A 23,816-nucleotide genomic window follows, 5' to 3' on the forward strand; every position below is an offset into this window, starting at 1 on the left:
ATCACCGAGGCCCCCCGCCCCCCCCCCCCCCCCCCCCCCACCCCCCCCCCCCCCCCCTTCCCCCCCCCCCCCCCCCCCCCCCCCCCCCCGCAGGCATGTGCGGGCAGACGAAGAACAGTGGGGGGTGGAGGCGTCATGGCCTTCTGGGACAACCTTTTTCCGGGGCGGGCGGCGCAGTTCGACTCGGGCAGCGCCGCGTCCAACTCGATCGACCTGACGAAACGCCGTCCGTCCGTGTCGCTCACGAAACAGGGCGCCGCCACCGGAAACCTCCGGGTGAACCTCTCCTGGCGGATGCGGAGCTCCGACATCGAGGGCCGCTCACGGCAGAGCGGCCGGCTGCTGCGCAACCCCACCCAGTTCTTCAAGCCCGAGGTCGTCCAGGCCCACACCCAGGGCATGGTCAACGTCGACCTCGACCTCGGCTGTCTCTACGAGCTCACCGACGGCAGCAAGGGCGTGGTCCAGCCGCTCGGCGGCTTCTTCGGCGACCTGAACGCGGCCCCGTACGTGAAGCTCAGCGGCGACGACCGCTTCGGCGGCTCGTCCGGTGAGACGATCTTCGTCAATCTGGACCACCGCGACTCGATCAAGCGGCTGCTGTTCTTCGCGTACATCTACGACCAGACGCCGGCCTTCGACCGTACGCACGCCAAGGTCACGCTCTACCCGAGCAACGGCCCCCGGATCGAGATCGAGCTCGACGAGCGCGCCCCGCAGGCCCGCTCCTGCGCGGTCTTCTCCATGGAGAACGTCAAGGGCGAGCTGACCGTCCGCCGCGAGGTCCGGTTCGTGTACGGCTTCCAGGCCGAACTCGACCGGCTGTACGGCTGGGGACTCCAGTGGGGGCGCGGCTACAAGACCAAGACCTGAGGGGATGCCCCGCCGAAGGGCGCGCGGCGCGCCGGCCTCAGGACGACCTGACGAACTGCGGTCCCATCGGCGGCATCCGGAAGTCGGGCGCCGGGTTCTGCTCGGCGGCCACCGGCTGCGGATAGCCGTACGCGGGGCCCGGCGGGTTCGCGGGCGGGCTCACCGGCGGTTGGGGGTATCCGTAGCCGGGCGCGCGGTCCGGCAGCGGCGGCACCGTCGGCTGCGGCGGTACGGGGGTGTGGACCAGGGTCAGGTCGAGGTCGGGGGAGCCCTCAGGGGCGGCCTGGGCGCCGTCCTGGGCCTCCCGCTCGGCCTCCTGGGCGGCGTCCTCGTCCACCGAGATGCCGAAGTCGGTGGCGAGGCCGATCAGGCCGGTCGGATAGCCCTGTCCCACCGCGCGGAACTTCCAGCCGTCCCCGCGCCGGTACAGCTCGCCGCAGATGACCGCCGTCTCCTCGCCGGTCTCCGCCGTCACGTCGAAGAGGGCCAGCGGCTCGCGGTCGGTGCCGGCGGCCGCGTCGTACACCAGGATGCGCAGGTCGGAGACGGAGCGGAAGGTGCCGCCGTCGGAGGAGGCGGCGATCACCACCCGGTCGACGGAACCGTCGAGACCGGCCAGGTCGGCCTCCACGGTGTCCGTCAGGCCCTCGGCGACCCGCTTCTTCGGCAGCCGCCGCACCAGGCCCGAGGGGTGGCGCGGCTGGTTGTAGAAGACGAAGTCCTCGTCGGACCGCACGCGCCCCGAGGGCCCGAGCAGCAGGGCCGAGGCGTCCACGTCGGGGACCCCGGGGCCCGGGGTCCAGCAGAGCACGGCCCGTACGGCCGCGGTGTCGAGAGGGACGTTGGAGCCCTTCAGCATCGCGTGCGTCATGACCGTCATCCTGCCCTCCCGGCCGACCCGTGGACAACGCGGGGGCGTCACCGATACCGGGCCGAGACGACGGATGCTGACGAGTTACCTGAATTTCATGCACGGTGGGAACTACGGACACCCGCACCTACGTACTATTACCGGCCACATGTCGTCAGGGCCTGGAGAGGCAGACGGGGGACTTAAATGCGTCATTTCGGGCACATCCCGTCCGCAACGCGGGCCGGGCTGTTCCACCGCGAGCCGGTCGAATTCACGGCCGACTCACCCGCGCGCACGCTCGCCGTCGCGCTCGGCGCCACGCTCTACAGCCCGGCCACCCGGCCGCGGCTCGCCGACGACGTGCGCAAGCAGGCCGCCCGTGGGGTCGTCTCCATGGTGCTCTGCCTGGAGGATTCCATCAGCGACGCCGAGGTGGAAGCGGGCGAGGCCAACCTCGTACGCCAGTTCGCCGACCTCGCCGCAGGCCCCGTGACGGACGCCGACACCGCCACGGACACCCCCCTGCTCTTCATGCGGGTCCGCGAACCCCGCCAGATCACCGACCTCGTCGCCCGCCTCGGCGAGACCGTCCGGCTGCTGTCCGGATTCGTGCTGCCCAAGTTCACCGAGAGCCGCGGCCGCGCCTTCCTCGAAGCACTCACCCAGGCCGAGCGGACCAGCGGCAGGCGCCTCTTCGCCATGCCCGTCCTCGAGTCCCCCGAGCTCCTCCACCTGGAGACCCGGGCCGAGACCCTCGCCGGGATCGCCTCGATCACCGACAAGTACCGCGACCGCGTCCTCGCCCTGCGCCTCGGCGTCACCGACTTCTGCTCCGCCTACGGGCTCCGCCGCTCGCCCGACATGACCGCCTACGACGTCAAGATCGTCGCCAACGTCATCGCCGACGTCGTCAACGTCCTCGGCCGCTCCGACGGCACCGGCTTCACCGTCACCGGACCCGTCTGGGAGTACTTCAGACCCGGCGAGCGCATGTTCAAGCCGCAGCTCCGCCGCAGCCCCTTCCTCGAAGGCCGCGCCGAGGACCTGCGCACCGCGCTCATCGAACACGACCTCGACGGACTGCTCCGCGAGATCGAGCTCGACCGCGCCAACGGCCTCCTCGGCAAGACCTGCATCCACCCCACCCACGTGGTGCCGGTCCACGCCCTCTCCGTGGTCAGCCACGAGGAGTGGAGCGACGCCCAGGACATCCTGCGGCCCGAACAGGGCGGCGGCGGAGTCCTCCGCTCCGCCTATACGAACAAGATGAACGAAGTGAAGCCGCACCGCGCGTGGGCCGAACGCACCCTCCAGCGCGCCGAGGTCTTCGGCGTCGCCAAGGAGGACGTCGGCTTCGTGGAGCTGCTCACCGCCGGACTTGCCGGCTGACGAAGGGACGTCGACGACGTGGTGTGGACCGGAACGTGGGTCGCGGAGCGACTGGGCGTCGAACTGATCGGCGACGAGGAGCTGCCGGCCCTGCTGGGCCTCGCACTGCGCCGCAACCCCAAGCGGGCGCATCTGCTGGTCTCCAGCGTGCTCGGCAAGCACGTGCCGCAGCGCCCCTCCGTCGTGTACGGCGCTGGCCTCGACCTCGGCCGGCGCGTCCGGGCCCTCCTCGGCGACGAGGAGGCCGCCCGCTCCGTCGTCCTCGGTTACGCCGAGACCGCCACCGCCCTGGGACACGCCGTCGCCGACGGCCTCGCCCTCGCCCCGTACCTCCACTCCACCCGCCGCCCGGTCCCCGGCGTCGCCCGCGCCGGCGGCTTCGAGGAGTCCCACTCCCACGCCACCTCCCACCTGCTGCTCCCCGAGGACCCCGAGCTCCTGGCCGGCGACGGACCGCTCGTCCTCGTCGACGACGAGTTCAGCACCGGCAACACCGTCCTCAACACCATCCGCGCCCTCCACGAGCGCTACCCCCGCGACCGCTACGTCGTCGTCGCCCTCGTCGACATGCGCTCCGCCGCCGACCTCGGCCGCCTCGACGCCTTCGCCGCCGAGATCGGCGCCCGCGTCGACCTCGTCTCCGCCGCCACCGGCACCGTACGCCTCCCCGAAGGCGTCCTGGAGAAGGGCCAGGCCCTCGTCGCGGCCCAGGAACGGCAGCACCCCGCGCCCGCCCCCGAGGCCCCCGGCGCCGGCCCCGTACGCGTCGAGCTCGGCTGGCCCGGCGGCCTCCCCGACGGAGGACGCCACGGCTTCACGCCCGAACACCGCACCACCCTGGAGACCGCCCTGCCCGCCATGGCGGACCGGATCACCCGGGCCCTGCGCGACCCCGATGCCCCGGCCGGGCGATCCGTGCTCGTCCTCGGCTTCGAGGAGCTCATGTACGCGCCGCTGCGCCTCGGCACCGCCCTGGAGGAGGCCGGCCACGACGTCCGGTACTCCACCACCACCCGCTCACCCGTCCTCGCCGTCGACGACCCCGGCTACGCCATACGCACCCGGCTCGTCTTCCCCGCCCACGACGACCCCGCCGACGGCCCCGGCGAGCGCTACGCCTACAACGTGGCCGGCGCCGGCTTCGACACCGTCGTCCTCGTCGTCGACTCCACCGCCGACACCCCGGCCCTGCACGCCCCCGACGGCCTCCTCGCCCGCCTCGCCGCGCACATCCCGCGCGTCCTGCTCACCGTCGTCCCGTCCTACACACCCACGGTCCCGTCGTCCGCGCCCGCGGGCGCCCCGTACACACCCACGGTCTCCGAAGCTCCCGAAAGGAGCTCCATGCTGCCCGAGCCCCTCCGCGGCCCCGCCTTCTCGTCGTACGCACCCGAAGAGGTCGGCTGGCTGCTCCAGGACCTCTCGGACGTCGAGCTCGAGGCGCCCACCGAGGAACGCGAGGAAGCCATCCAGAGCGGCGGCGCGCACTACGCCGAATCACTCCCCGTCGAGTACCAGCCCAGCGAGCGCTACCAGGAGCTCTTCCACACCGCCCTGGAGAGCTCCGCCGCCCGCATCGCCCGCGCCGTCGGCACCGTCACCGAGACCGTCCTCGCGGAGCGGCCCGGCCGCCGCCCCGTCCTCGTCTCGCTCGCCCGCGCCGGCACCCCCGTCGGCGTCCTCATGCGCCGCTGGGCCCTCGCCCGCCACGACCTCGACCTCCCGCACTACGCCGTCTCCATCGTCCGCGGCCGCGGCATCGACGCCAACGCGCTCCGCTGGCTCGCCGCCCACCACGACCCGGCCGACGTCGTCTTCGTCGACGGCTGGACCGGCAAGGGCGCCATCACCCGCGAACTCGCCGAAGCAATCAAGGAGTTCGAGGCCACCGAAGGCATCAAGGGCTTCGACCCGGAGATCGCGGTCCTCGCCGACCCCGGCTCCTGCGTCCGCGTCCACGGCACCCGGGAGGACTTCCTCATCCCCTCCGCCTGCCTCAACTCCACGGTCTCCGGCCTGATATCGCGCACCGTCCTCCGCTCCGACCTCGTCGGACCGAACGACTTCCACGGCGCCAAGTTCTACCGCGAGCTCGCCGGCTCCGACGTGTCCGAAGCCTTCCTCGACGCCGTCGCCGCCCGCTTCGACGAGGTCACCGAGACCGTCGACACCGACGTCAAGGAACTCCTCGCCACCGACCGCACCCCCACCTGGGAGGGCTGGGCGGCCGTCGAGCGGATCAGCGAGGAGTACGGCATCCACGACGTCAACCTCGTCAAGCCCGGCGTCGGCGAGACCACCCGGGTCCTGCTCCGCCGCGTCCCCTGGAAGATCCTCGCCAAGCGGGGCGCCGACGCCGACCTCGCCCACGTCCGCCTGCTCGCCGAACAGCGCGGCGTACCCGTCGAGGAGGTCGACGAACTCCCGTACAGCTGCGTCGGCCTGATCCACCCTCAGTACACCAGGGGCGCCACCGGCGCCGACGGCAAGGCGGTGGTGTCCCAGTGAGCACGCCCACCACACCCACCACACCCACCCGGACGCTGGTCGCGAGCGACCTCGACCGCACCCTCATCTACTCGACCGCGGCCCTCGCCCTCGGCATGCCCGACGCCCAGGCACCCCGACTCCTCTGCGTCGAGGTCCACGAGTCCAAGCCGCTCTCCTACATGACCGAGGACGCGGCCGAACTCCTCGCGCGGCTCACCGCCGAGACCGTCTTCGTGCCCACCACCACCCGGACGCGCAAGCAGTACCAGCGCATCCAACTCCCGGGCACCACACCCACGTACGCGATCTGCGCCAACGGCGGGCACATCCTCGTCGACGGCGTCTCCGACCGCGACTGGCACCACTCCGTACGGGACCGGCTCGCTGACGAATGCGCGCCGCTCTCCGAGATCCGCGCCTACCTCACCGCCACCACGGACCTCTCCTGGGTGCGCAAGCACCGGGTGGCCGAGGACCTCTTCGCCTATCTCGTCGTCGAACGCGAACGCCTCCCCGAGGACTGGCTCGCCCGCTTCGGCGACTGGGCGGGGGAGCGCGGCTGGACCGTCTCCCTCCAGGGCCGCAAGGTGTACGCCGTACCCAAGCCGCTCACCAAGAGCGCCGCCGTCCGCGAGGTCGCCCGACGCACCGGCGCCACCCTCACCCTCGCCGCCGGCGACTCCCTCCTCGACGCCGACCTGCTGCTCGCCGCGGACCGGGCCTGGCGCCCGGGCCACGGCGAACTCGCCGACAGCGACTGGACCGCTCCCCACCTCGACGTCCTCACCGAACGCGGTGTCGCGGCGGGCGAGGAGATCCTCCGCCGCTTCCGGACGGCCGTCAGCGGCTGACCCAGCCCGGCTCAGCCGCAGCAACCCCCGCCACAGCAGCCGCCCCCGCCCCCGCCCGCACCCTGGGCGGGCGCGGGACCGGCGCCGCTGGTGCCGCCCACGGCCACGGCCGACAGCAGCTTCACGGTGTCGTCGTGCCCCACGGGGCAGGAGGCCGGAGCGGACGACTCGGCCATCGGACGGCTGAGCTCAAAGGTGTCGCCGCACGTACGGCAGCGGTATTCGTAACGAGGCATGAGAACAGGCTAACGGCGCGAAGGGCCCGCCATCAGTGCCCGCCCTTCCCGCGGGTTAGTGGCTTAGTGGCCCGCCCCGCGCTCCTCCCGGATCACGGCCACCACATCCGCGGCCGAGGCCCGTACGCCCTCCAGCTCGGTCAGGAAGTGCCAGTAGTCGGGATGGCGGCCCTCCAGGGACCCGACCGCCCGGTCCAGCCGCGCGACCGCCTCGTCGAGAGGCCGGGCATGGCGCGGATCAGGCGTGCTCCGCCCCGCCATCGCGAGCCGCTGGGCGTCCCGCACCGCGAACCGGGCCCGGTCCACCTCCGCCGTCGGGTCCTTCGCGACGGCCTCCAGCCTCCGCAGCCGCTCCCCGGCCGCCGACACGGCCTCGTCCGTCGAGTCGAGCAGCGCCCGGACCGTGGACAACCGCGACGCCGCGTCCGGCCAGCGCTGCTCGGCCCGCGCCTTCCCGGCCTCGCCCAACCGCTCCCCGGCCTGCCGGAGACTCTCCGCCGCCTGCTCCGGAACGTGCTGCAGATCCTGCCAGCAGGCCGCCGTGAACCGCCGCCGCAACTCGGAGAGGACCGGTTCCACCCCCGCCGCCCGAGTCGTCAGCGCCTCGGTACGGGTACGCAGCGACACCAGCCGCCGGTCGATCTCGGCCGCCCGCTCCGGCAGCCGCTCCGCCTCTGCCCGCACCGCCTCCGCGTCCCGCAACACCCGGTCCGCCCGCTGCAGCGTCTCGGCGACACCATGCCGCCCCGCCCCCTCGTTCAGCCGCGTCAGCTCCGGCCCGAGCTGCGCCAGCCGCAACGCGAGGTCATCCGCACGCAGCCCACCCTCCCGCACGGCGTCCAGCGCACCGCTCGCCCCCCGCAACGCCTGCCGCGCCCGCTCCACAGCCGGCGCCAACCGCGCCAGCTGCGTCTCCGCCCGCCCGAGCAGCGGCGCCAACCCCTCCTCGAACCGGTCCAACTCACCCTTGACCCGGTCCAGCTCCTCCTTGGCCCGGTTCAGCTCCCCACGCGCCCGGTTCGCCGTCGCCGCGTCCAGCTCATCCCGGTCGAGATCATGCGCGTCGACCGCCCCGATATACCCGTGACTGACCTCGTCGATCCGCCGCCCCAAGGCCTCGAACCCCTCGACCGCCCGCCGCGCCTCCGGCGAACTGTCCACCGCCGTGATCGTCTCGATCGAGATCCTCAGCCCCCGCTGCGCCGTGTCCAGCTCATAGAACGCCGCCGCCGCCGCATCCTTCGCCTCCTGCGCCCCAGCCCGCTGACTCTCCCCCCGCCCCCCGAACCACCGCCGATTCCCCCCACTCGCGCTCACCGCCACGTACCTCTCCCGCGCTCTCTCCACCAACCCCACTCCACCCCCATTCTCCCACCCCCACCCCCGAACACCCGCCCCATTCCCCCCACCCCCACCCACCGGTTTGCCCCACCCTCCCCCCCTCCATGTACCCTGATGCTTCCTCCCCGGGTGCGTAGCTCAGGGGTAGAGCGCTGCTCTTACAAAGCAGATGTCGGCGGTTCGAAACCGTCCGCGCCCACCAGTGCAAAGGCCCCCAGTCGATCTTGACTGGGGGCCTTTGACATCCACATCTGACATCAACGTCCATGGCCACTTGGCCTCTGAGTCCGACCCAGCCGATCATGATGGGCGTCAGGGCTGCGATGTCGTCGAGGGGGGATCAGTGGAGGACGTTTTCGACACCACCGGCAGACCGCCGAAGGGCTGGATGCACGCGATCTTCCACGGCGGCCCGTACGGCGAGGACGTGGGCCGCTGCATCCCCGGTCCGCCCGCGCCGGAAATCTTCACGGTTCCGCTGGCCGAGGGCGGTGTCCACACGTACCGCCTGTGGACAGTGGGCTCGTGGTCAGATCCGGAGGACCCCATCGCCGTCTACAACCCTGACGGACCTCCCGTACCGCCGCGTCCCATGACCGTCCAGCAGAAGAAGTGGCTGCGGGAGGGGCGGCAACGAGATGGGCTCGAGCCGGTCAGGCTTGATGTAATGGTCTCCCGCGGACGGGGGGAGTGGGACCCGGATGCCCCCACCATCGAGGCGATGCTTGCCGGGCTGAGGCACAGGGAGTACCTCCTTCTCCAGCGACTGGCCGACCACGATGAGGGCGACTGGTACCTCCAAGTCCTGTTCGACGAGGACGACACCTACGAGGTGGTTCACCAAGCGGGCACGGCCGCTGAGCGCGAGGCGACGCGGTCGGCTTCCCAAGCCGCAGTGCGTGATGCCGTCCTCCGATGGGCAGCCGAGCAGCCGACGTGGCGAACCGCACTTGAATGGCCTAAGCCGGAGGGCGACAGTGCCGAAGCTTGACGCGCCATGGCAGGACACCCCCCAGGGGAACGGCAAGGCTGGCGTGAGCGTGCAGCCAATCTGAAGCAGATCCGCAGCCCTCTGCGGGATCCTCCATCACAGGGACGCAGAGATAGGCGTCAGGTCCGTGAGCCCTGTCGTGATGGCGCCCGTCCGCCAACCCGGTTGCTCGGTCGCCTCCCAGGAGATCGGCAGCGGTCGACCGGCCAGCTCCTCGGCCTCGTCGGGGAGGCTGTGGACTATCGGCGGCCGTTCGCGGACAGGCGGCAGGTGACATCGGAATCTGACATCGATGACGGTGGATGACGGCGGTTCGAAGCCGTGTCCGCGCGTACCAGTGCAAAGGCCCCTCGCTGAGTTTGGCGAGGGGCCTTTGGGGTTTGGGGGGAGGGGGGTTAGGCGGGGAGTTGGGAGCGGAGGCGGTGGTGGCGGGGGGAGGGGGTGCGGGAGAGGCGGGCGTCGAGGAGGCGGCGGGCGGCGTCGGAGCGGCCGTCGGCGGTGAGGGCGTAGAGGAGGGTTTCTTCGATGACTTCGCGTTGGGCGGAGCTGCCGCCGACGCGGCGGAGGGTGGGGAGGAGGGCGTCGAGGCCGAGGGCGGCTTCGTGGAAGCGTTCTTCGACGAGGGCGGTGAAGGCGTCACAGAGGGGGGCGATGACGTCGCGCTGGACGGCGTCGGCGGTGGAGGCGTGGTCGCGGAGGCGGCGGAGGGCGGGGAGGTCGCCGGCGGCGGTGAGGGTGACGGCGGAGTGGAGGGCGGTGAAGGCGGTGGCGGGGCGTTCGAGGACGTCGGCCTCGACGCAGTCCAGGACGTCGGCGGTGGGGAGCTCGCCGGGCCAGCTGTCGCTGATGCGGGCGCGCCAGAGGAGGGAGCCGGAGTCGACGAGGGCGCGGACGCCGGTGACGCGGTGGGGGGCGAGCTGGGTGAACCAGCGGCGGCGGACGGCGGCGGGGTCGTCGAGGGCGAGTTCGTGCAGGGCGATGTGCCAGGAGAAGTGGGCGCGGTGGACGGCGCCGCGGCCGCGGCCGGCGACCCAGCGTTCCAGCCAGTCGCGGCCCGCCTGGTGGGTGCCGGTCTCGTAGTGGACGTGGGTGAGGGCGTGGACGGCGTGGCCGGAGGAGGGTTCGGCGGCGAGGGCGCGGTGGGCGAGTTCGCCGGCCTCGTGGAAGCGGCCCTGCTCCTGGCGGAGGAAGGCGAGCAGCGAGGTGTGGAACCAGTGGCCGTCGTACGCGGGTGACGTGCGTTCGACGAGGCGCAGGGCGTAGTCGTCGTCGAGGTCGTCGACGCCCGAGAAGGCGATCGTCGGGACGGCCGCGGCCAGTGCCAGGGCGTCGGCCGGATGCGCTTCGAGATGGCGTACGAGGGCGGTGTCGCCGTTCTCGCCGTGGACGCGGCGGGTGACGACCTCGACGAAGGAGCGTTCCCGTTCGTCGGCGCGCTCCAGGGCACAGCGCTGCGCCTCGGCGAGCGCGCGCGGTACGTCGACGGCGGCGCCGCACTCGTGGCCGAGGAGCGCGAGGGCCGCGTGCCCGAGGGCGAAACCGGGGTCGAGCGCCACCGACCTGCGCAGGGCGTCCTCGGCGCCCGAGCGGACCTTGAGGATGCGGTCGAGGCCGGTGCGGTACGCGGCGGCGGCCTCCGCGTGCGTGGACAGGGCGAGGCCGTGGCCGTCGAGCGGCCGGCGGGTCGTGCGGCGCTTGGGCGCGAGCGGCGCCAGGACCGTCCGGGCGAGGGCGGCGGCCTGGGCGCGGATCTCGGGGACCGCGGTGGTCTCCCAGAGCTCGCCACGCCGCGGGGCACCCAGGGTGTACAGCGGCAGCCCGGTCAGGCCCTCACCGGCCAGGAGGCGCCCGTCGAGGGTGGCCACGCCCATGCCGAGCGGACCGGCCACGGCCGTGCCGGAGGCGAGGAGCGACGTCCACAGGGGGTCGTCCGGGCGCCGCCCGGGGCCCGTGCAGTCGATGACCCAGCCCACGCGCAACTCCCGGTCGCCGTCGCCGGACACACCGACGGACAGCCGGCCGTCTTCGAGGACGCTGGCCCCGGTGACGCGGCCCGCGTGGACGACCAGCCGGCGCGCGGTACGGGCCCGGGCCACCGATTCGGCGGTCGCGGGCGCCATCCGGTGGCGGTGCGTGTTCCACAACGCACCGTCCCGCTCCACGAGTTCGGCCCGCTCCTCAAGAGTGAGGCCCTGCCACAGGTGGGCGGTGTGCGGCCGCAGGCTGTCCAGGGCGGGCCGCCAGTCCCCGTGGAGTCGTACGGACCGGGCGACGTGATGGCGGACCGTACGGCGCAGCTGGGCCAGCGTGGTCCCGTACAGCCCCTCCGGCGCCGGCATCGGCCCCGCCGGGGTCAGCGCGTGCGGCTGGGGCAGCAGCCCGTTGCGGGACAGCGCGTGGATCGTGCGGCCCGGCCGGTCGAGCGTGAGGGCGAGGTCGACGGCGGTCAGCCCCGTACCCACGAGGAGGACGTCGGCGTCGTCCGCCAGCGGCCCCTCCAGCGCCCCGCTCGCCCACGGCGAGCCGATGAAGCCGGCCGCCGTGCGCAGCTCCGCCGGCGCCCAGGCCGCCGTCGGCCCGGCCGGTCCGGTGGCCAGGACCGCCGCGTCGGCCGCGAGCCCCGTCCCGTCGGCCAGCCGGAGCGCCACCCGGCCGTCCCCGGTGTCGTCGCACTCCTCGGCGCGGGTGCGCAGCCGGCGTACGGACACCACCCCGTGCGCCCGGACGATGGCCTGCGCGAGGGTGTCGGCGAGGTAGGCCCCGTAGCGGTAGCGGGTCGCGAAGTCGACGGCTGTGACGGTCGGTTCACCGTGGCGGCAGAGCCAGCGGGTGAAGTGCCCCGGGTCGTCCGGGTAGCAACTCATGCCGCCGGTAGGGACGTTGAGGCGGTGGCCGGGGTCGGGGGTGGCGTACGCGACGCCCCGGCCGGCTTCCGGCGCCGGGTCGATCAGGACGAGGTCGAGGGGCGTGCGGCGGCGTGCGGCCGTCTCGCAGAGGTGGACGGCGGTCAGCGTGCCGGCCGCCCCCACCCCGACGACGGCGACGGTGTACGGCCGTTGCGATCTGTGTGACGCCTGGGATGACTGTGGCGCCTGAGACTTCTCTGACGGCTGCGGTTTCTGTGACGGCTGTGGTGTTTGCGGTGTCTGTGACGGCTGTGGCGCGCACGGCTTGTTCGGCTCGCGGTCTGGACTCACGTAATCCTCCGGCATAGGTCGGCGGCGGGGCCGGTGGAGCAGGGCTCCGCCTTCGGGTCCTCCCCCCCCGCTTTCCGACGGGATCGGTGGGGAAGTCATGCCGGGACAGGGATCTCACGGCACGGTCGAGCCGTGATGGCGCGACAGTCGGGTGCCGGTCGCGAGGGAGGTCACGGCGGGTGAGGGGGTGGCGGTGAGTTGACGGGGGTCCGGCGGGGCGGGTCTACTCCGGGGCATGGCTGAGGTGGGGGACGTGCCTGAAACGGGCGTGCAGAACGGTGAGATGACGGCGCAGCGGTACATCGAGACACGGCTCGCGCAGTATCAGGAGTGGTACGACACCAAGGCGACCCGGATGAAGGCGATGCATCTGCGGATGCGGACCGTGTCCGTCGTGGGGGGCGCGTTCGTGCCGGTCTTCGTGAACGTGGACTTCGTGGCCGCGCGGGTCACGGCGACGGTGCTGAGCGTCGTGGTCGTCGCGGCGGTGTCGCTGGAGAGCGTGTACCGGTACCGCGAGCAGTGGAAGAACTACCGGTCGACCGAGCAGCTCCTCGGCCACGAGCGCGTGTACTTCGAGGCCAAGGTCGGCCCGTACCGCGACCTTTCGAAGCGGGAGGCCTTCGCCACCCTGGTCGCCCGCGTCGAGAAGGCGATCGCCAGTGAGAACTCGGCGACGCTGAACGTCATGACGCTCGGCGGGCAGGTCAACGCCGATGTGCAGCAGGGCACGGTTCCGGCCGCCCGGCAGGAGAGCGAGGGGTCCTGACGCGGTCGGCCGAGGTGCCGGGCCGGCGGTGGATGTTGCTGCTGCCGGCCACGGCCGCGTGGGTCGCGAGCTGGCGGCCCCGGGGTCGGCGCGTCCCGGGGCCTGTGGTCCGCGGTTCGTGGTTCGTGGTCCGCGGTTCGTGGTCCGCGGTCAGTGGTTCGTCAGGCCGGGGTCAGCACCACTTGTAGTCGACGCGGGTCGAGTTGTATGAGCAGGTGCCGACGCGCGTGCCGTTGGCCTTGCGGAGGGTCGCGGTGTCGCGGTCGTTGTTCCAGACGTACGCCCCGCGGTTCTGGTAGACGTGCGCGGCGCTGTTCGTGCCCTTGCCGGTGTGGACCGTGACGATCTTGCCCTTGCCGAGGACGAAGTTGCCGAAGGTGTACTTGTGGTTGGAGGCGTCCGTGACCGTCCAGCCGCGCAGGTTGACGCCGGCGCCGGTCGTGTTGCGTATCTGGACGTACTCGGCGTTGAGGCTGCCGTTGGAGCGGTTGTCCGTGCCCGGGCTGTCGTAGTAGATCTTGTACAGGTGGACCGATCCGGCGGCCTGGGCCTGCGAGGGCAGGAGCAGGATGCCGGCGGCGGCGGCCGCCGAGACGGCCGCGATGGTGCGCGTGCGACGAAGCATGAGAGTCCCTCAGTTCCTTCCGGGCACCCGCCGATGGGGCCCGGAGCGCACACAGGATACGCACGTTCTTCACACCTTCCCCACGGGTCCCCCAGGTCGCACTGGCCGCACGGGTCGCAGAGGCCGCACGGGTCGCAGGGGGGGGCTCACGGTGGCGGGGTCAGGCGTCGAAGTCGTACTCCAGGACGTACGAGGAGGAGTCGAGGGTCATCTCGTTGAGCTCGACGGCGACGCCGGGGCCGGTGAAGGCGGTGCGGCCGATGAGGACGACCGGGGTGCCGAACTCCAGGGAGAGGCGGTCGGACTCGTCCGCCGTGGGCATCCGGCAGCGGATCTCCTCGCGGAAGCGGACGGGGCGGTGGCCGAGCTCGGTGAGGCGGGCGTAGGTGCCGCCGGGGCCGGTGTCGGGCTGGGTGATCGGCGTGCCGCGGACGAGTTCGGCGGAGAGGTACGAGACGGAGAGCAGGACCGGCTTCGTGTCGAGGACGAAGCGGCGGCTGCGGACGCACACGGGCGCGCCCGGCGTCAGGTTGAGCGCGCCCGCGATCCGGGCACCGGCCTCGGTCTCGGCCACCTCGATCTGGTCGACGACGAGGTCGCGGTCCTCCACGTCCGCCGACCAGACCGAGCGGCCGTTGCCCCAGCGGTCGCCGGCGAGCCGGGGGATGCCCCGGCGGCGTACGGGGCGGAAGACGCGGACGAAGACACCGGCGCCCTTGCGGGCCTCGGCCAGACCCTCGTTGCGCAGTACGGAGAGGGCCTGGCGGGCCGTCATGCGGGCCACCTCGTACGTGGTCATGAGGTCGTTCTCGCCGGGGAGCCGGTCGCCCGGAGCGAAGGCGCCTGACTGGATCGCGGTTCTCAACTCGTCGGCGATGCGCTGGTACTTGGGCCGGCGAGCGCTGTCCTGCTCAGTCACGGGTGGACCACTCCCTTCCTGTGCGGGACACCCTACGGCGCACCCCCCGGCCAGGGTGCACACGTGTACGCCGTCCCGCCCGGTCGATCCATCCATCGGGGGACATCTCTAGAGATACGTTGACAGGGCGGGGCCGTGGGGCTTCTCTGGTTCTCCCCAGAATTCAGGATTCGGGACGGAGGGGATGCGTGCAGCCACTGCCCGAGGTCGGTGACCTCGTCCGCGACACCGCCACGGGGCGGGTCGGTTTCTACGTGGAGAGCGTCTCCGGGCGCTTTCTGATCCGCGCGGTCCACGGCGGCGCCGAGTGGGAGGCCGAGCCCCTCGACGTACAGCCCGCCACCCCCCTGCGCGAGCTACGGGCCCGCGCCGCCGAGATCAACGCACGGAGCAGGCGCGGCTTCGGCGGGTGAGGGGCGGCCGGTACGGGCCCGGCCCGCACCGGGGTCGGTCGCCGGGGCTCCGGCGGTTGTCAGTGGGGCGCGCCACACTGGAGGCATGTGCCGAAGCATCAAGACGCTCCGCCCGCCCGCGCTGCCCGAGGAGGCGACGGAGGACGACATCCGGGCCGCCGCCCTGCAGTACGTCCGCAAGGTGTCCGGCTTCCGGGCGCCCGCCGCCCACAACCGCGAGGTGTTCCAGCGGGCCGTGGACGAGATCGCGGAGGCCACCGCGAGACTCCTGGACGGCCTGGAGGTGCGCGGCGCGCACCCGGGTGTCAGGAAGCGGGAGCGGGAGCCGCAGCCGGACGCCGTATGAGGTACGCGGCGAGGCCGCCCGCGAGGAAGAGCGCGAGGGTCGACACCCCCGCGCTGAACCAGGTCGCGCCCAGCCACTGACCGCCCAGCCAGCCGAGCCCCACGCTGTACGAAGCCCAGGTCACGCCCGCGAGGGCCGACCACGGCAGGAACTCCTCGATCCGCCGCTTCGCCGCGCCCGCGCCCAGCGAGACCACGGAGCGGCCGGCCGGGGCGAAGCGCGCGAGGACCACGAGCAGCCCGCCGCCCCTGGCCAGCGCCGTGCCGAGACGTTCCTGCGCCATCGAGAGGCGTCGTGAGCGGGCTATCGCCTTGTGCAGCCGCGCCCCGCCCCGCAGGGCCAGGCGGTACGCGAGGAAGTCGCCGAGCACCGACGCCGTGGCCGCGCAGAGCAGCAGGGGGAGCAGGGACGGGACGTCGGAGGAGGTCGCGGTGGCCGTCGCCGCCGCCGTGGCGGCGGTGATCACCAGGAAGCCGCTCGGCAGTACGGGCAGGAAGACGTCGAGCAGGATCGACGCCGCCACCACCGGGTAGATCCACGGGCCGGCGGTCAACGACCGCAGCGAGCCGAGGCTGTCGAGCAGATTCACAGGGCCAGAGCCTACGCGGCCCCTCCGACAGGCCGTCCGGGCGGGGGAGCGCCTCCGCCGTGGCACCGCCGTGGCTTCGTCGTGGCTCCGTACGGGAAAGGCCGGAAACCACGCTGTGGTTTCCGGCCGGTGCCGCTAGCGGAGGCCGTGCGTCAGGCCGCGATCGGGGCGGTCTGCTTGTCCTGCTCGTCGAGGGGCGCGGTGGCGGGGCGGGCGCCGAAGAGGCGGTCGAGCGCGAGGGCGCCGGGGCCGGTGAAGACGAGGAGGGCGAAGGCCCAGCAGAAGAGGGCCGCCATCTCGCCGCTGTTCTGCAGCGGGAAGAGGGCCTCGGGCTGGTGGACCTTGAAGTAGGCGTACGCCATCGAGCCGGAGGCGAGGAAGGCGGCGCTGCGGGTGCCGACGCCGACCAGGACGAGGACGCCGGCGACGAGCTGGATGACGGCCGCGTACCAGCCGGGCCAGGTGCCGGCGGGGACCGTTCCGCCGCCCATGGCGCCGCCGAGGACGCCGAAGAGGGAGGCGGCGCCGTGGCAGGCGAAGAGCAGGCCGACGACGATGCGGAAGAGGCCGAGCGCGTACGGCTGGGCCTGGTTCAGACGGCCCGCGAGCGGGGCAGGGGTGGACGTGGGGGACATGGGGGAACTCCTTCGGCCTGACCCCGTTCGTGGGGGAACGGGGCGGGGGACGGAAACCGATGAGGCCGTAAGGTTAGGCATCCCTCACTAGTGCTTGCAAGTTCAACATTCGGCCACCGGGACGTGTGTGGTGATGCTCACTCCCGGTGGCCGTCGTCGCCCGTGCGTCGCACCGCGTCACTGACGCGGCTTCAGGAGCTTTCGGGTCAGCAGCCGTTGAGGACGGACTGGAGGGCGCTCTTCTCGGCGGAGTCGACGCTGAGGTTGTAGTAGTACTTCACCTGCACCCAGGCGCGGGTGTACGTGCAGCGGTACGAGGTCACCGAGGGCAGCCACTTCGCCGGGTCGAGGTCGCCCTTGGCCTGGTTGACGTTGTCCGTCACGGCTATCAGCTGCGGCCGCGTCAGGTCGTTCGCGAAGGCCTGGCGCTGGGCGGTGGTCCAGGTGTTGGCGCCCGAGCGCCAGGCCTCGGCGAGCGGGACCATGTGGTCGATGTCGAGGTCAGAGGCGAGCGTCCAGGTGGCGCCGTCGTACGGCGAGTACCAGCTTCCGCTGGTGGCGGCACAGCTGGAGTCGGTCACGACGTTCACGCCGTCGCGCTTGAGTACGGTCTCGCGGGTGTTGCAGGTGCCGGACTGGGTGATCCAGTGCGGGAAGAGGTCCCGGCTGTAGCCCGAGGTGGAACCTTCCGCCTTGACGGTCAGGGCGGCCAGGTAGGTGCGCGCCGTGGCCGCGCTCACCGGGGTCGGCATGGCGGCCTGGGCGGCCGGGGCGGTCGCGAGCAGACCGGTGACGGTCAGGGCCGCGGAGGTGGCGAGGACGGCGAGTCGACGCGCGTAGACGTTGCCGACGGGCATGGGAACTCCCTTGAGGTGTGGGGACCTTGGCTGTTCGCCGGCCCCGCGGGTGCCGGGCGGCGGCCCGGTCATCGTGGCGGCGCGAGGTTTCCTTGCGGGGTGCGCCAGGTAACAGCGTGGCGACATGGGCACGTCACATCAAGGGGTGTGACGTGTCTGACGGAGGAACAGATTCCGTCCAGGGTCCTAGGGTTGCCGTGTGCTTCTGGACGTGAATGTCACCTTCGGTGCGGTTCTGGCCGTCCTGCTCGCCCTCGCCGCCGCGGTCGTCGCCGTCACCCGCCTCGGCCGGGCGCGCGACACCCTCCTCGCGGGCGGCCGGGCCGCCGTCCAGCTGGTCGCCGTCTCGCTCGTGATCGGCTGGGTGGTCCGCTCCGTACCGCTGCTGCTCTGCTTCCTGCTCCTGATGTACGCCGTCGCCGCGCGCACGGCCGGGCGCAGGGTCGTCCCCGCACCGGGGCCCGGCTGGTGGTGGGCGGGTGTGCCGATCGCCGCCGCCGTGGCCCCCGTGGTCCTCGCGCTCGTCGCCACCGGGCTCGTCCCCGTCAAGGGCGTCACGCTCGTCCCCGTGACCGGCATCCTCGTCGGCGGCGCGCTCACCGCGACCGTCCTCGCGGGGCGGCGCGCGCTCGACGAACTGGAGACACGGCGCGGCGAGGTCGAGGCCGGCCTGGCGATCGGCCTCGTCGCACGCGAGGCCCGGCTCGAAGTGGCGCGTCCGGCGGCGGCCGACGCGCTGCTCCCCGGCATGGACCAGACCCGCACGGTCGGCCTCGTCACCCTGCCCGGGGCCTTCGTGGGCATGCTGCTCGGGGGCGCGTCACCGCTGCACGCGGGCGCGGTTCAGCTCTTCGTGCTCATCGCCCTGCTCGCGGTCCAGGCCGTGGCCGCCGCGACCGCCCTGGAACTGGTCGCGCGCGGCCGGATGGTCCGGCCGCGCGCGGGGGAGGCGGGGGCGACGGCGTAGGCCGCCCGGGGGTGGGGTCCGTGGCGGGGGCCACGACGTCACGGTGGCGGTCCGGTGCGGGCCGCCCCGGCGGGGGTCACGGCGTCACCGTCAGGGCCCGGCGTCGGCGGCCCGTGAGTGGGGGCCCACGACGTCACGACGTCACGACGTCACGACGTCACGACGTCACGACGTCACGACGTCACGGTGAGGGTGATCGTGCCGTCCGTGGCGGAGTCGACGCGGAGGTGGGTGAGGTCGGGGACGTGGAGGTCGGGGGAGAAGGCGGCCGCGCGGGGGCCGACGCCCACGATGCGCATGCCGGCGGCGCGGCCGGCCTGGATGCCGGCCTCGGAGTCCTCGAAGACCACGCAGTCGGCCGGGGCGAAGCCGAGCTCCGCCGCGCCCTTGAGGAAGCCCTCGGGGTCGGGCTTGCTGGCGCCGACGCCCTCGGCGGTGACCCGCGTCGTCGGCATGGGGAGCGCGGCCGCGCCCATCCGGGCCTGGGCGAGGGCCTCGTCGGCCGAGGTCACCAGGGCGTGCGGGAGGTCGGCGATGGCGGCCATGAAGGCGGGAGCGCCGGCGACGGGGACGACGCCGTCGAGGTCGGCGGTCTCCTCGGCGAGCATGACCCGGTTGTCGGCGTGGTTCTCCGCCATCGGGCGCTCCGGAAGGAGGACGGCCATCGTCGCGTACCCCTGGCGGCCGTGCACCACCTTGAGCACCGCGTCCGCGTCGAGGCCCTGCCGGTCGGCCCAGCGTCGCCAGCAGCGCTCGACGACGGCGTCCGAGTTGACGAGGGTGCCGTCCATGTCGAGGAGGAGGGCGCGAGCGGTGAGCGCTGCCGGGGTGTGGGCGTGCATCAGGTCTCCAGAGGGGGTGGCGCGGAGAACGAAGCGGTCCCGCCCACCGGTCAGGGAGTGCGGGCGGGGCCACTTTGTTCTTCCACGATACAAAATCGTGGGCCGCCTGGCCAACCCGTCCGCCTGCCGGGACCGCGCAGGTCAGATGTCGGGCGTGGCCGCCTCCAGACGGCTGCGCGTATAAGGCCCGTACACACCCTCCGGATCGGTCCGCGGGTACAGCCAGCGCTGGTACTCGGCCACCGCGTCCTCGACCTCCCTGTTGAACTTGCCGTTGATCCGCCCGTCGTAGATCCACAGCGCCTGCAACCGCAGCTGGAGCTCCCGCACCTCGGGCCCGCTGGACCCCAGGCTCAGCGTCACCACCGCCTCGTCCGTCTCCTCCGGCGGCTGCCCGGACGGGCTGCTCGTCGTCGGCGCCGTCGTGGGCGCCGACGACGTGGCCCCCGAGGTCGCGCCCGTCTTCGTGGGGCTGGGGCTCGCCGTGGTCCGGGTCACCGAGGGCGTGGCGGACGGGGAGGCGGACGTCCGGGTCGCGGTCGGGGTCGGCGACGAGGAGGACGGCTCCGGGCTTGAGGAAGAGGGGGACGGCGCCTCGGACACCGCCACGTTCAGGGACGCGCTCGTCGTCACGTCGGGCACGGCCGCCCGGTCGTCGGTCTCGTCCCCGCCGCCGAGCACCGCCGCCGCCAGGGCCGCCGTCCCCGCCACGGCTACGGCCGCCACCGCCGCGACGACCAGGCCGCGTCGCCGGCCTCGGGTCCGCTCGCCGCCGCGCTCCGGTGGCACCTCGCCGACACCCCTCAGCAGCAACGGCATCGTCTCGGACGGATCCCCACTGACACCGGGGTACGGGTACGAGCCGTCCGGGTACGCGCCGTGCGCGGCCCCCTCCGCGCCGTACGCCTCGGAGCCGTACGCCTCAGGGCCTTGCGAGCCCGGGCCGTACGCCTCGGAGCCGTGCGAGCTCACGCCGTACGCCTCGGAGCCGTACGCCTCAGGGCCGTGCCCGCCCGACCCGTCGGCTCCGGAACCGTGCGCCTCGGAGCCGTACGGAACCTCCGCCGGGAGTGCCCCAGGGAGCGCCCCCGGATACGCCCCCGGGCCGCCGCGCCCGTCCACCCGTATCGCCGCGAGCTGGGCGGTCGGCGGGTCGTCCGTGGTGTACGCGGGAAGGTGCGCCGTGGCGGCCCCAGCAGCCCCAGCAGCTCCGACGGCCCCAGCAGCCCCGACGGCCCCAGTAGCCCCAGCAGCCCCGACGGCCCCAGCGGCACCGCGCCCCCCACCGGCCCCGTACGGCGCTCCCACGCCCCCCGAGCCCCCCGAGCCCCCCGCGCCCTGCGCGCCCTCCGCGCCCTGCGCATCACTCCCCGCTCCCCCCGCTCCCTCCACGCCCTCCGCGCCCTCCGGCGCGTCGAGGGTCACGTAGGGCCTGATCCGCAGGGGATCGAAGTCCTCGGCCGCGGCAATGGCGGCCTGGGCGCAGGCGCAGCCGGGTCTGTGTACACCGCATTCAGGACAGATGTGTCCGGTCATGATGGGTCCCCTCCCCGAGACAACTGCGAGCGATTATGCAGCCCGCTCGGTTCCGGCGGGTGAACAGGAGTGCCCTTCCGCAGGCCATAACCGGACATTCGGACCAGGATGGAGGGGCCGGCCAGGGAGCCGGAGAGGGAGAGGGAGACGGAGACGCCATGGCCCAGGACATCCGCCCGCCCCGGCCCGCCGCCGCACCCGCCCCGGGGGAGGGGCAGAACCGGCGGACGGTCCTGGTCGCGATCGGGGCGCTGCTGCTCGGCATGCTGCTCGCCGCTCTCGACCAGACCATCGTGTCGACCGCGCTGCCGACGATCGTGAGCGAGCTCGGCGGTATGGAGCACCTGTCGTGGGTGGTCACGGCGTACATGCTCGCGTCCACCGCGGCGACGCCGCTGTGGGGGAAGCTGGGCGACCAGTACGGGCGGAAGAAGCTCTTCCAGGCGGCGATCGTTCTCTTCCTCATCGGCTCGGCTCTCTGCGGCATCGCGCAGAACATGCCGCAGCTGATCGCCTTCCGCGCGGTGCAGGGCCTGGGCGGCGGCGGCCTGATGGTCCTGTCGATGGCGATCGTCGGGGACCTCGTGTCGCCCCGCGAACGAGGGAAGTACCAGGGCCTGTTCGGTGCGGTCTTCGGGGCCACCAGCGTCCTGGGGCCGCTGCTGGGCGGCCTGTTCACCGAGCACCTGTCCTGGCGCTGGGTGTTCTACATCAACCTGCCGATCGGGATCGTCGCGCTCTTCGTGATCGCCGCCGTGCTCCACATCCCGGTGCGCTCGACCCGGCACACCATCGACTACCTCGGCACTTTCCTCATCGCCTCCGTCGCCACCTGCCTGGTCCTGGTGGCCTCGCTCGGCGGTACGACCTGGGCGTGGGGCTCGGCGCAGATCATCGGGCTCGCGGTCCTCGGAGCCGTACTCCTGGTGTGGTTCGTGTACGTGGAGCGGCGGGCCGCCGAACCCGTCCTGCCGCTCAAGCTGTTCCGGATCAGGACGTTCAGCCTCGTGTCGGTGATCAGTTTCGTCGTCGGCTTCGCGATGTTCGGCGCGATGACCTATCTGCCGACGTTCCTCCAGGTCGTGCAGGGCGTCAGCCCGACGATGTCCGGCGTACACATGCTGCCGATGGTCCTCGGCATGCTGATCACCTCGACGGCGTCCGGTCAGATCGTCTCGCGCACCGGCCGCTGGAAGGTGTTCCCGATCGCGGGCACGTTCCTCACCGGCCTCGGACTCCTCCTGCTGCACAAGCTGACGGAGACAAGCTCGACCTGGGAGATGAGCGCCTGCTTCTTCGTCTTCGGCGCCGGGCTCGGTCTCGTCATGCAGGTGCTCGTGCTCGTGGTGCAGAACGCGGTCTCCTACGAGGACCTCGGCGTCGCCACCTCGGGAGCCACCTTCTTCCGCTCCATCGGGGCCTCGTTCGGCGTCGCCGTCTTCGGCACCATTTTCACCAACCGCCTCACCGGCAAGCTGGAGGACGTGTTCGCGAGCGCCGGCGGGGACCTGCCGCCCGGCACCGGCCCCCAGCAGGTCGCCGCCGACCCCCGCGCCATCGCCCAGCTCCCGCCGGAACTGCGGCCCGACGTGCTGCACGCGTACGCCACGTCCATCACCGACGTGTTCCTGTACGCGGCGCCGGTCGTCCTCGTCGCCTTCGTCGTCGCCTGGTTCCTCAAGGAGGACAAGCTGCGGGCCTCGGTCACCGCGCCCGACCCGAGCCAGACGCTCGCCTCGAATCCGGTCGAGCGCTCCTCCTACGACGAGTGCGCCCGCGCCCTGTCACTCCTCGGCTCCCGCGAGGGCCGCAAGGCGATCTACGTGAAGATCACCGACCGTGCCGGGCTCGACCTCCTGCCCGCCGCGAGCTGGCTGCTCCTGCGCGTCCGCCGCCACGGCACCGTCGAACCCGCCCGGCTCGCCGAGACCACCCCGGTGCCCCTGCGGGTCATCACCGAGGCCTCCCGGCAGGTGGAGGAGCGGCGTCTGGTCACCCGCGAGGGCGTCCAGCTCACCCTCACCGAGGACGGCGTACGCGCCGCCACCGCGCTCGCCAAGGCGCGCGAGGATTCCCTCGCCGAGCTCCTCGGCGACTGGTGGGGCCCCGACCGCCCCACCGACCTCGTGCAGCTCGTCGAGGAGCTCACCGCCGAACTCTGCGGCTCGGACGGCGAACGCCCCCACACCCCCGAGCCGCCCCGCGACCACCACGCGTGAGCGGTACGGCTCAGAGCTCCCTGCCGTACCAGATGTCCATGTACGGCCCCGAGCAGTAGGCCGGGATCTCCCCGTACCCGTGCCGGGTGTACAGGGCGCGCGCCTCGACCAGGTCCAGGCGGGTGTTGAGGACGATCCGGCGGGCGCCGAGCGCGCGGGCCGCCTCGTGCAGGCCGTCCATCAGGAGGCCGGAGCCGCCGGTCCCGCGGAACGCGTGACGGACGAACACCCGGGTCAGCTCGGCGCGTTCGGCGTCGAGCATCAGCACCCCGCCGCAGCCGGCCGGCTTGCCGTCGAACCGGCCCACCAGGAACTGACCGGTCGGCGGCGTCAGCAGCTCGGCCCCGTCGTCCGTGAGACCCTCGTCGATCTCCGCCTCGGTCGCGGGCCGCTTCCAGTACCGGCCGGCCACGTCGCCGTAGTAGTCGCGCCGCAGCGCCGTGGCGTCCGCGGTGTCGACGCGCTCAGGGGAGAAGTTCCAGGTCATGCGCGCCATTCTGCGGCGCGCACGACCGGTCGCGCCGCCGAATTACTTGGGCGACGCCTGCTGCACGACCTCGAACGACCACAGCGTCGACCCGGACGCCGCCGGCTTCGGCCGCTCCCCGCCCTCACCCGCGCCCTGCCCCTGGTGCGCGGCCTTCATGGAGCCGTTCATCCAGTTCTGGAAGTCCTCCTCGCTGCGCCACCGGGTGTACACCAGGTACTGGTCCGTCCCCTCCAGCGGCCGCAGCAGCTCGAACCACTCGAACCCGTCGGACCCCTCCACCGCCCCGGCACGCGAGGCGAACCGCTGCTCCAGGACCTCGCGCTGCTCGACGGGCACGGTCAGGACGTTGATCTTCACGATGCTGGGCATAGGACCCTCTCGGTACGTA

Annotated in this window: 23 protein-coding genes and 1 tRNA gene; 11 read left to right on the forward strand and 13 right to left on the reverse strand. The window is 72.8% G+C overall.

From position 1 onward, the window contains the following. The first annotated feature begins 135 nt into the window (after window positions 1-135). On the forward strand, window positions 136-873 hold the full coding sequence (locus ACZ7G1_RS26880; protein ID WP_470879340.1) for a TerD family protein: 738 nt from the start codon (window positions 136-138) through the stop codon (window positions 871-873). Window positions 874-910: 37 nt separating this feature from the next. Here ACZ7G1_RS26880 and ACZ7G1_RS26885 read toward each other — a convergent pair whose 3' ends face one another. Then, window positions 911-1,753 carry a TerD family protein gene (locus ACZ7G1_RS26885; protein ID WP_470879342.1) on the reverse strand — a complete coding sequence of 281 codons (843 nt, stop codon included), beginning with the start codon at window positions 1,751-1,753 and terminating at the stop codon, window positions 911-913. Between the two features lie 177 nt (window positions 1,754-1,930). Here ACZ7G1_RS26885 and ACZ7G1_RS26890 point away from each other — a divergent pair, with 177 nt between their 5' ends. The 3 genes from ACZ7G1_RS26890 to ACZ7G1_RS26900 are packed head-to-tail and all read left to right on the forward strand — an operon-like array spanning window position 1,931 to window position 6,456. Next, entirely contained in the window at window positions 1,931-3,115 is a 1,185-nt protein-coding gene (locus ACZ7G1_RS26890) for an HpcH/HpaI aldolase/citrate lyase family protein (RefSeq protein ID WP_470879344.1), read from the forward strand. Between the two features lie 18 nt (window positions 3,116-3,133). Next, window positions 3,134-5,623 carry a phosphoribosyltransferase gene (locus tag ACZ7G1_RS26895; RefSeq protein WP_470879346.1) on the forward strand — a complete coding sequence of 830 codons (2,490 nt, stop codon included), beginning with the start codon at window positions 3,134-3,136 and terminating at the stop codon, window positions 5,621-5,623. Beyond that, the gene (locus ACZ7G1_RS26900) at window positions 5,620-6,456 is read left to right on the forward strand and encodes an HAD family hydrolase (protein ID WP_470879348.1); all 837 of its coding nucleotides are present in this window, start codon (window positions 5,620-5,622) and stop codon (window positions 6,454-6,456) included. The genes ACZ7G1_RS26895 and ACZ7G1_RS26900 overlap by 4 nt, the downstream gene beginning before the upstream one ends. An 11-nt stretch (window positions 6,457-6,467) precedes the next feature. Here the strand turns inward: ACZ7G1_RS26900 and ACZ7G1_RS26905 are convergent, their stop codons facing one another. Both ACZ7G1_RS26905 and ACZ7G1_RS26910 read right to left on the reverse strand, forming a co-directional pair. Beyond that, entirely contained in the window at window positions 6,468-6,692 is a 225-nt protein-coding gene (locus ACZ7G1_RS26905; RefSeq protein ID WP_470879350.1) for an FmdB family zinc ribbon protein, read from the reverse strand. Window positions 6,693-6,755: 63 nt separating this feature from the next. Continuing rightward, the gene (locus ACZ7G1_RS26910) at window positions 6,756-8,048 is read right to left on the reverse strand and encodes a hypothetical protein (protein ID WP_470879352.1); all 1,293 of its coding nucleotides are present in this window, start codon (window positions 8,046-8,048) and stop codon (window positions 6,756-6,758) included. Window positions 8,049-8,160: 112 nt separating this feature from the next. Here ACZ7G1_RS26910 and ACZ7G1_RS26915 point away from each other — a divergent pair. Next, window positions 8,161-8,235: transfer RNA gene (locus tag ACZ7G1_RS26915), tRNA-Val, on the forward strand. A 141-nt stretch (window positions 8,236-8,376) separates the two neighbouring features. Continuing rightward, on the forward strand, window positions 8,377-9,024 hold the full coding sequence (locus ACZ7G1_RS26920) for a hypothetical protein (RefSeq protein WP_470879354.1): 648 nt from the start codon (window positions 8,377-8,379) through the stop codon (window positions 9,022-9,024). A 395-nt stretch (window positions 9,025-9,419) separates the two neighbouring features. On the opposite strand, the gene ACZ7G1_RS26925 is transcribed toward ACZ7G1_RS26920, so the two are convergent. Beyond that, window positions 9,420-12,053, reverse strand: coding sequence for an FAD/NAD(P)-binding protein (locus ACZ7G1_RS26925; protein ID WP_470879356.1), 2,634 nt, complete (start codon window positions 12,051-12,053; stop codon window positions 9,420-9,422). Window positions 12,054-12,456: 403 nt separating this feature from the next. On the opposite strand from ACZ7G1_RS26925, the gene ACZ7G1_RS26930 reads away from it, so the two are divergent. Further along, window positions 12,457-12,990, forward strand: a complete 534-nt coding sequence (locus tag ACZ7G1_RS26930) for a DUF4231 domain-containing protein (RefSeq protein WP_470879357.1) — start codon at window positions 12,457-12,459, stop codon at window positions 12,988-12,990. Window positions 12,991-13,162: 172 nt separating this feature from the next. Here ACZ7G1_RS26930 and ACZ7G1_RS26935 read toward each other — a convergent pair whose 3' ends face one another. Beyond that, window positions 13,163-13,615 carry a lamin tail domain-containing protein gene (locus ACZ7G1_RS26935; protein ID WP_470879359.1) on the reverse strand — a complete coding sequence of 151 codons (453 nt, stop codon included), beginning with the start codon at window positions 13,613-13,615 and terminating at the stop codon, window positions 13,163-13,165. A gap of 160 nt (window positions 13,616-13,775) precedes the next feature. Further along, window positions 13,776-14,534, reverse strand: a complete 759-nt coding sequence (locus tag ACZ7G1_RS26940; RefSeq protein WP_470879360.1) for a GntR family transcriptional regulator — start codon at window positions 14,532-14,534, stop codon at window positions 13,776-13,778. Window positions 14,535-14,722: 188 nt separating this feature from the next. Between ACZ7G1_RS26940 and ACZ7G1_RS26945 the strand changes: the two genes are divergently transcribed. Then, window positions 14,723-14,947, forward strand: coding sequence for a hypothetical protein (locus ACZ7G1_RS26945; protein WP_017239080.1), 225 nt, complete (start codon window positions 14,723-14,725; stop codon window positions 14,945-14,947). An 85-nt stretch (window positions 14,948-15,032) separates the two neighbouring features. Continuing rightward, window positions 15,033-15,293 carry a DUF2277 domain-containing protein gene (locus tag ACZ7G1_RS26950; protein WP_470879362.1) on the forward strand — a complete coding sequence of 87 codons (261 nt, stop codon included), beginning with the start codon at window positions 15,033-15,035 and terminating at the stop codon, window positions 15,291-15,293. On the opposite strand, the gene ACZ7G1_RS26955 is transcribed toward ACZ7G1_RS26950, so the two are convergent. From ACZ7G1_RS26955 to ACZ7G1_RS26965, 3 genes are all read right to left on the reverse strand, one after another. Beyond that, window positions 15,253-15,882, reverse strand: a complete 630-nt coding sequence (locus tag ACZ7G1_RS26955; RefSeq protein ID WP_470879364.1) for a DedA family protein — start codon at window positions 15,880-15,882, stop codon at window positions 15,253-15,255. The genes ACZ7G1_RS26950 and ACZ7G1_RS26955 overlap by 41 nt on opposite strands. Window positions 15,883-16,034: 152 nt before the next feature. Further along, the gene (locus ACZ7G1_RS26960; RefSeq protein ID WP_470879365.1) at window positions 16,035-16,517 is read right to left on the reverse strand and encodes a DoxX family protein; all 483 of its coding nucleotides are present in this window, start codon (window positions 16,515-16,517) and stop codon (window positions 16,035-16,037) included. Between the two features lie 206 nt (window positions 16,518-16,723). Beyond that, the gene (locus tag ACZ7G1_RS26965) at window positions 16,724-17,374 is read right to left on the reverse strand and encodes an HNH endonuclease family protein (protein ID WP_470879367.1); all 651 of its coding nucleotides are present in this window, start codon (window positions 17,372-17,374) and stop codon (window positions 16,724-16,726) included. 199 nt (window positions 17,375-17,573) lie between these two features. Here ACZ7G1_RS26965 and ACZ7G1_RS26970 point away from each other — a divergent pair, with 199 nt between their 5' ends. Beyond that, on the forward strand, window positions 17,574-18,341 hold the full coding sequence (locus tag ACZ7G1_RS26970; protein WP_470879369.1) for an ABC transporter permease: 768 nt from the start codon (window positions 17,574-17,576) through the stop codon (window positions 18,339-18,341). Between the two features lie 173 nt (window positions 18,342-18,514). On the opposite strand, the gene ACZ7G1_RS26975 is transcribed toward ACZ7G1_RS26970, so the two are convergent. Next, a complete protein-coding gene (locus ACZ7G1_RS26975) occupies window positions 18,515-19,183 on the reverse strand; it encodes an HAD-IA family hydrolase (protein ID WP_470879371.1) in 669 nt (222 codons plus the stop codon). 141 nt (window positions 19,184-19,324) lie between these two features. Beyond that, the gene (locus tag ACZ7G1_RS26980) at window positions 19,325-20,155 is read right to left on the reverse strand and encodes a peptidoglycan-binding domain-containing protein (RefSeq protein ID WP_470879373.1); all 831 of its coding nucleotides are present in this window, start codon (window positions 20,153-20,155) and stop codon (window positions 19,325-19,327) included. 722 nt (window positions 20,156-20,877) lie between these two features. On the opposite strand from ACZ7G1_RS26980, the gene ACZ7G1_RS26985 reads away from it, so the two are divergent. Further along, a complete protein-coding gene (locus ACZ7G1_RS26985) occupies window positions 20,878-22,938 on the forward strand; it encodes an MDR family MFS transporter (protein WP_470879375.1) in 2,061 nt (686 codons plus the stop codon). 10 nt (window positions 22,939-22,948) lie between these two features. On the opposite strand, the gene ACZ7G1_RS26990 is transcribed toward ACZ7G1_RS26985, so the two are convergent. Both ACZ7G1_RS26990 and ACZ7G1_RS26995 read right to left on the reverse strand, forming a co-directional pair. Next, window positions 22,949-23,434 (reverse strand): GNAT family N-acetyltransferase, encoded by a 486-nt coding sequence (locus ACZ7G1_RS26990; RefSeq protein WP_470879377.1) that lies wholly within the window; start codon window positions 23,432-23,434, stop codon window positions 22,949-22,951. A gap of 33 nt (window positions 23,435-23,467) precedes the next feature. Then, complete coding sequence (locus ACZ7G1_RS26995; RefSeq protein WP_470879379.1) at window positions 23,468-23,797, reverse strand: antibiotic biosynthesis monooxygenase family protein; 330 nt, start codon at window positions 23,795-23,797, stop codon at window positions 23,468-23,470. Window positions 23,798-23,816 lie beyond the last annotated feature (19 nt).

This window comes from Streptomyces sp. NPDC037273, from assembly GCF_055603625.1.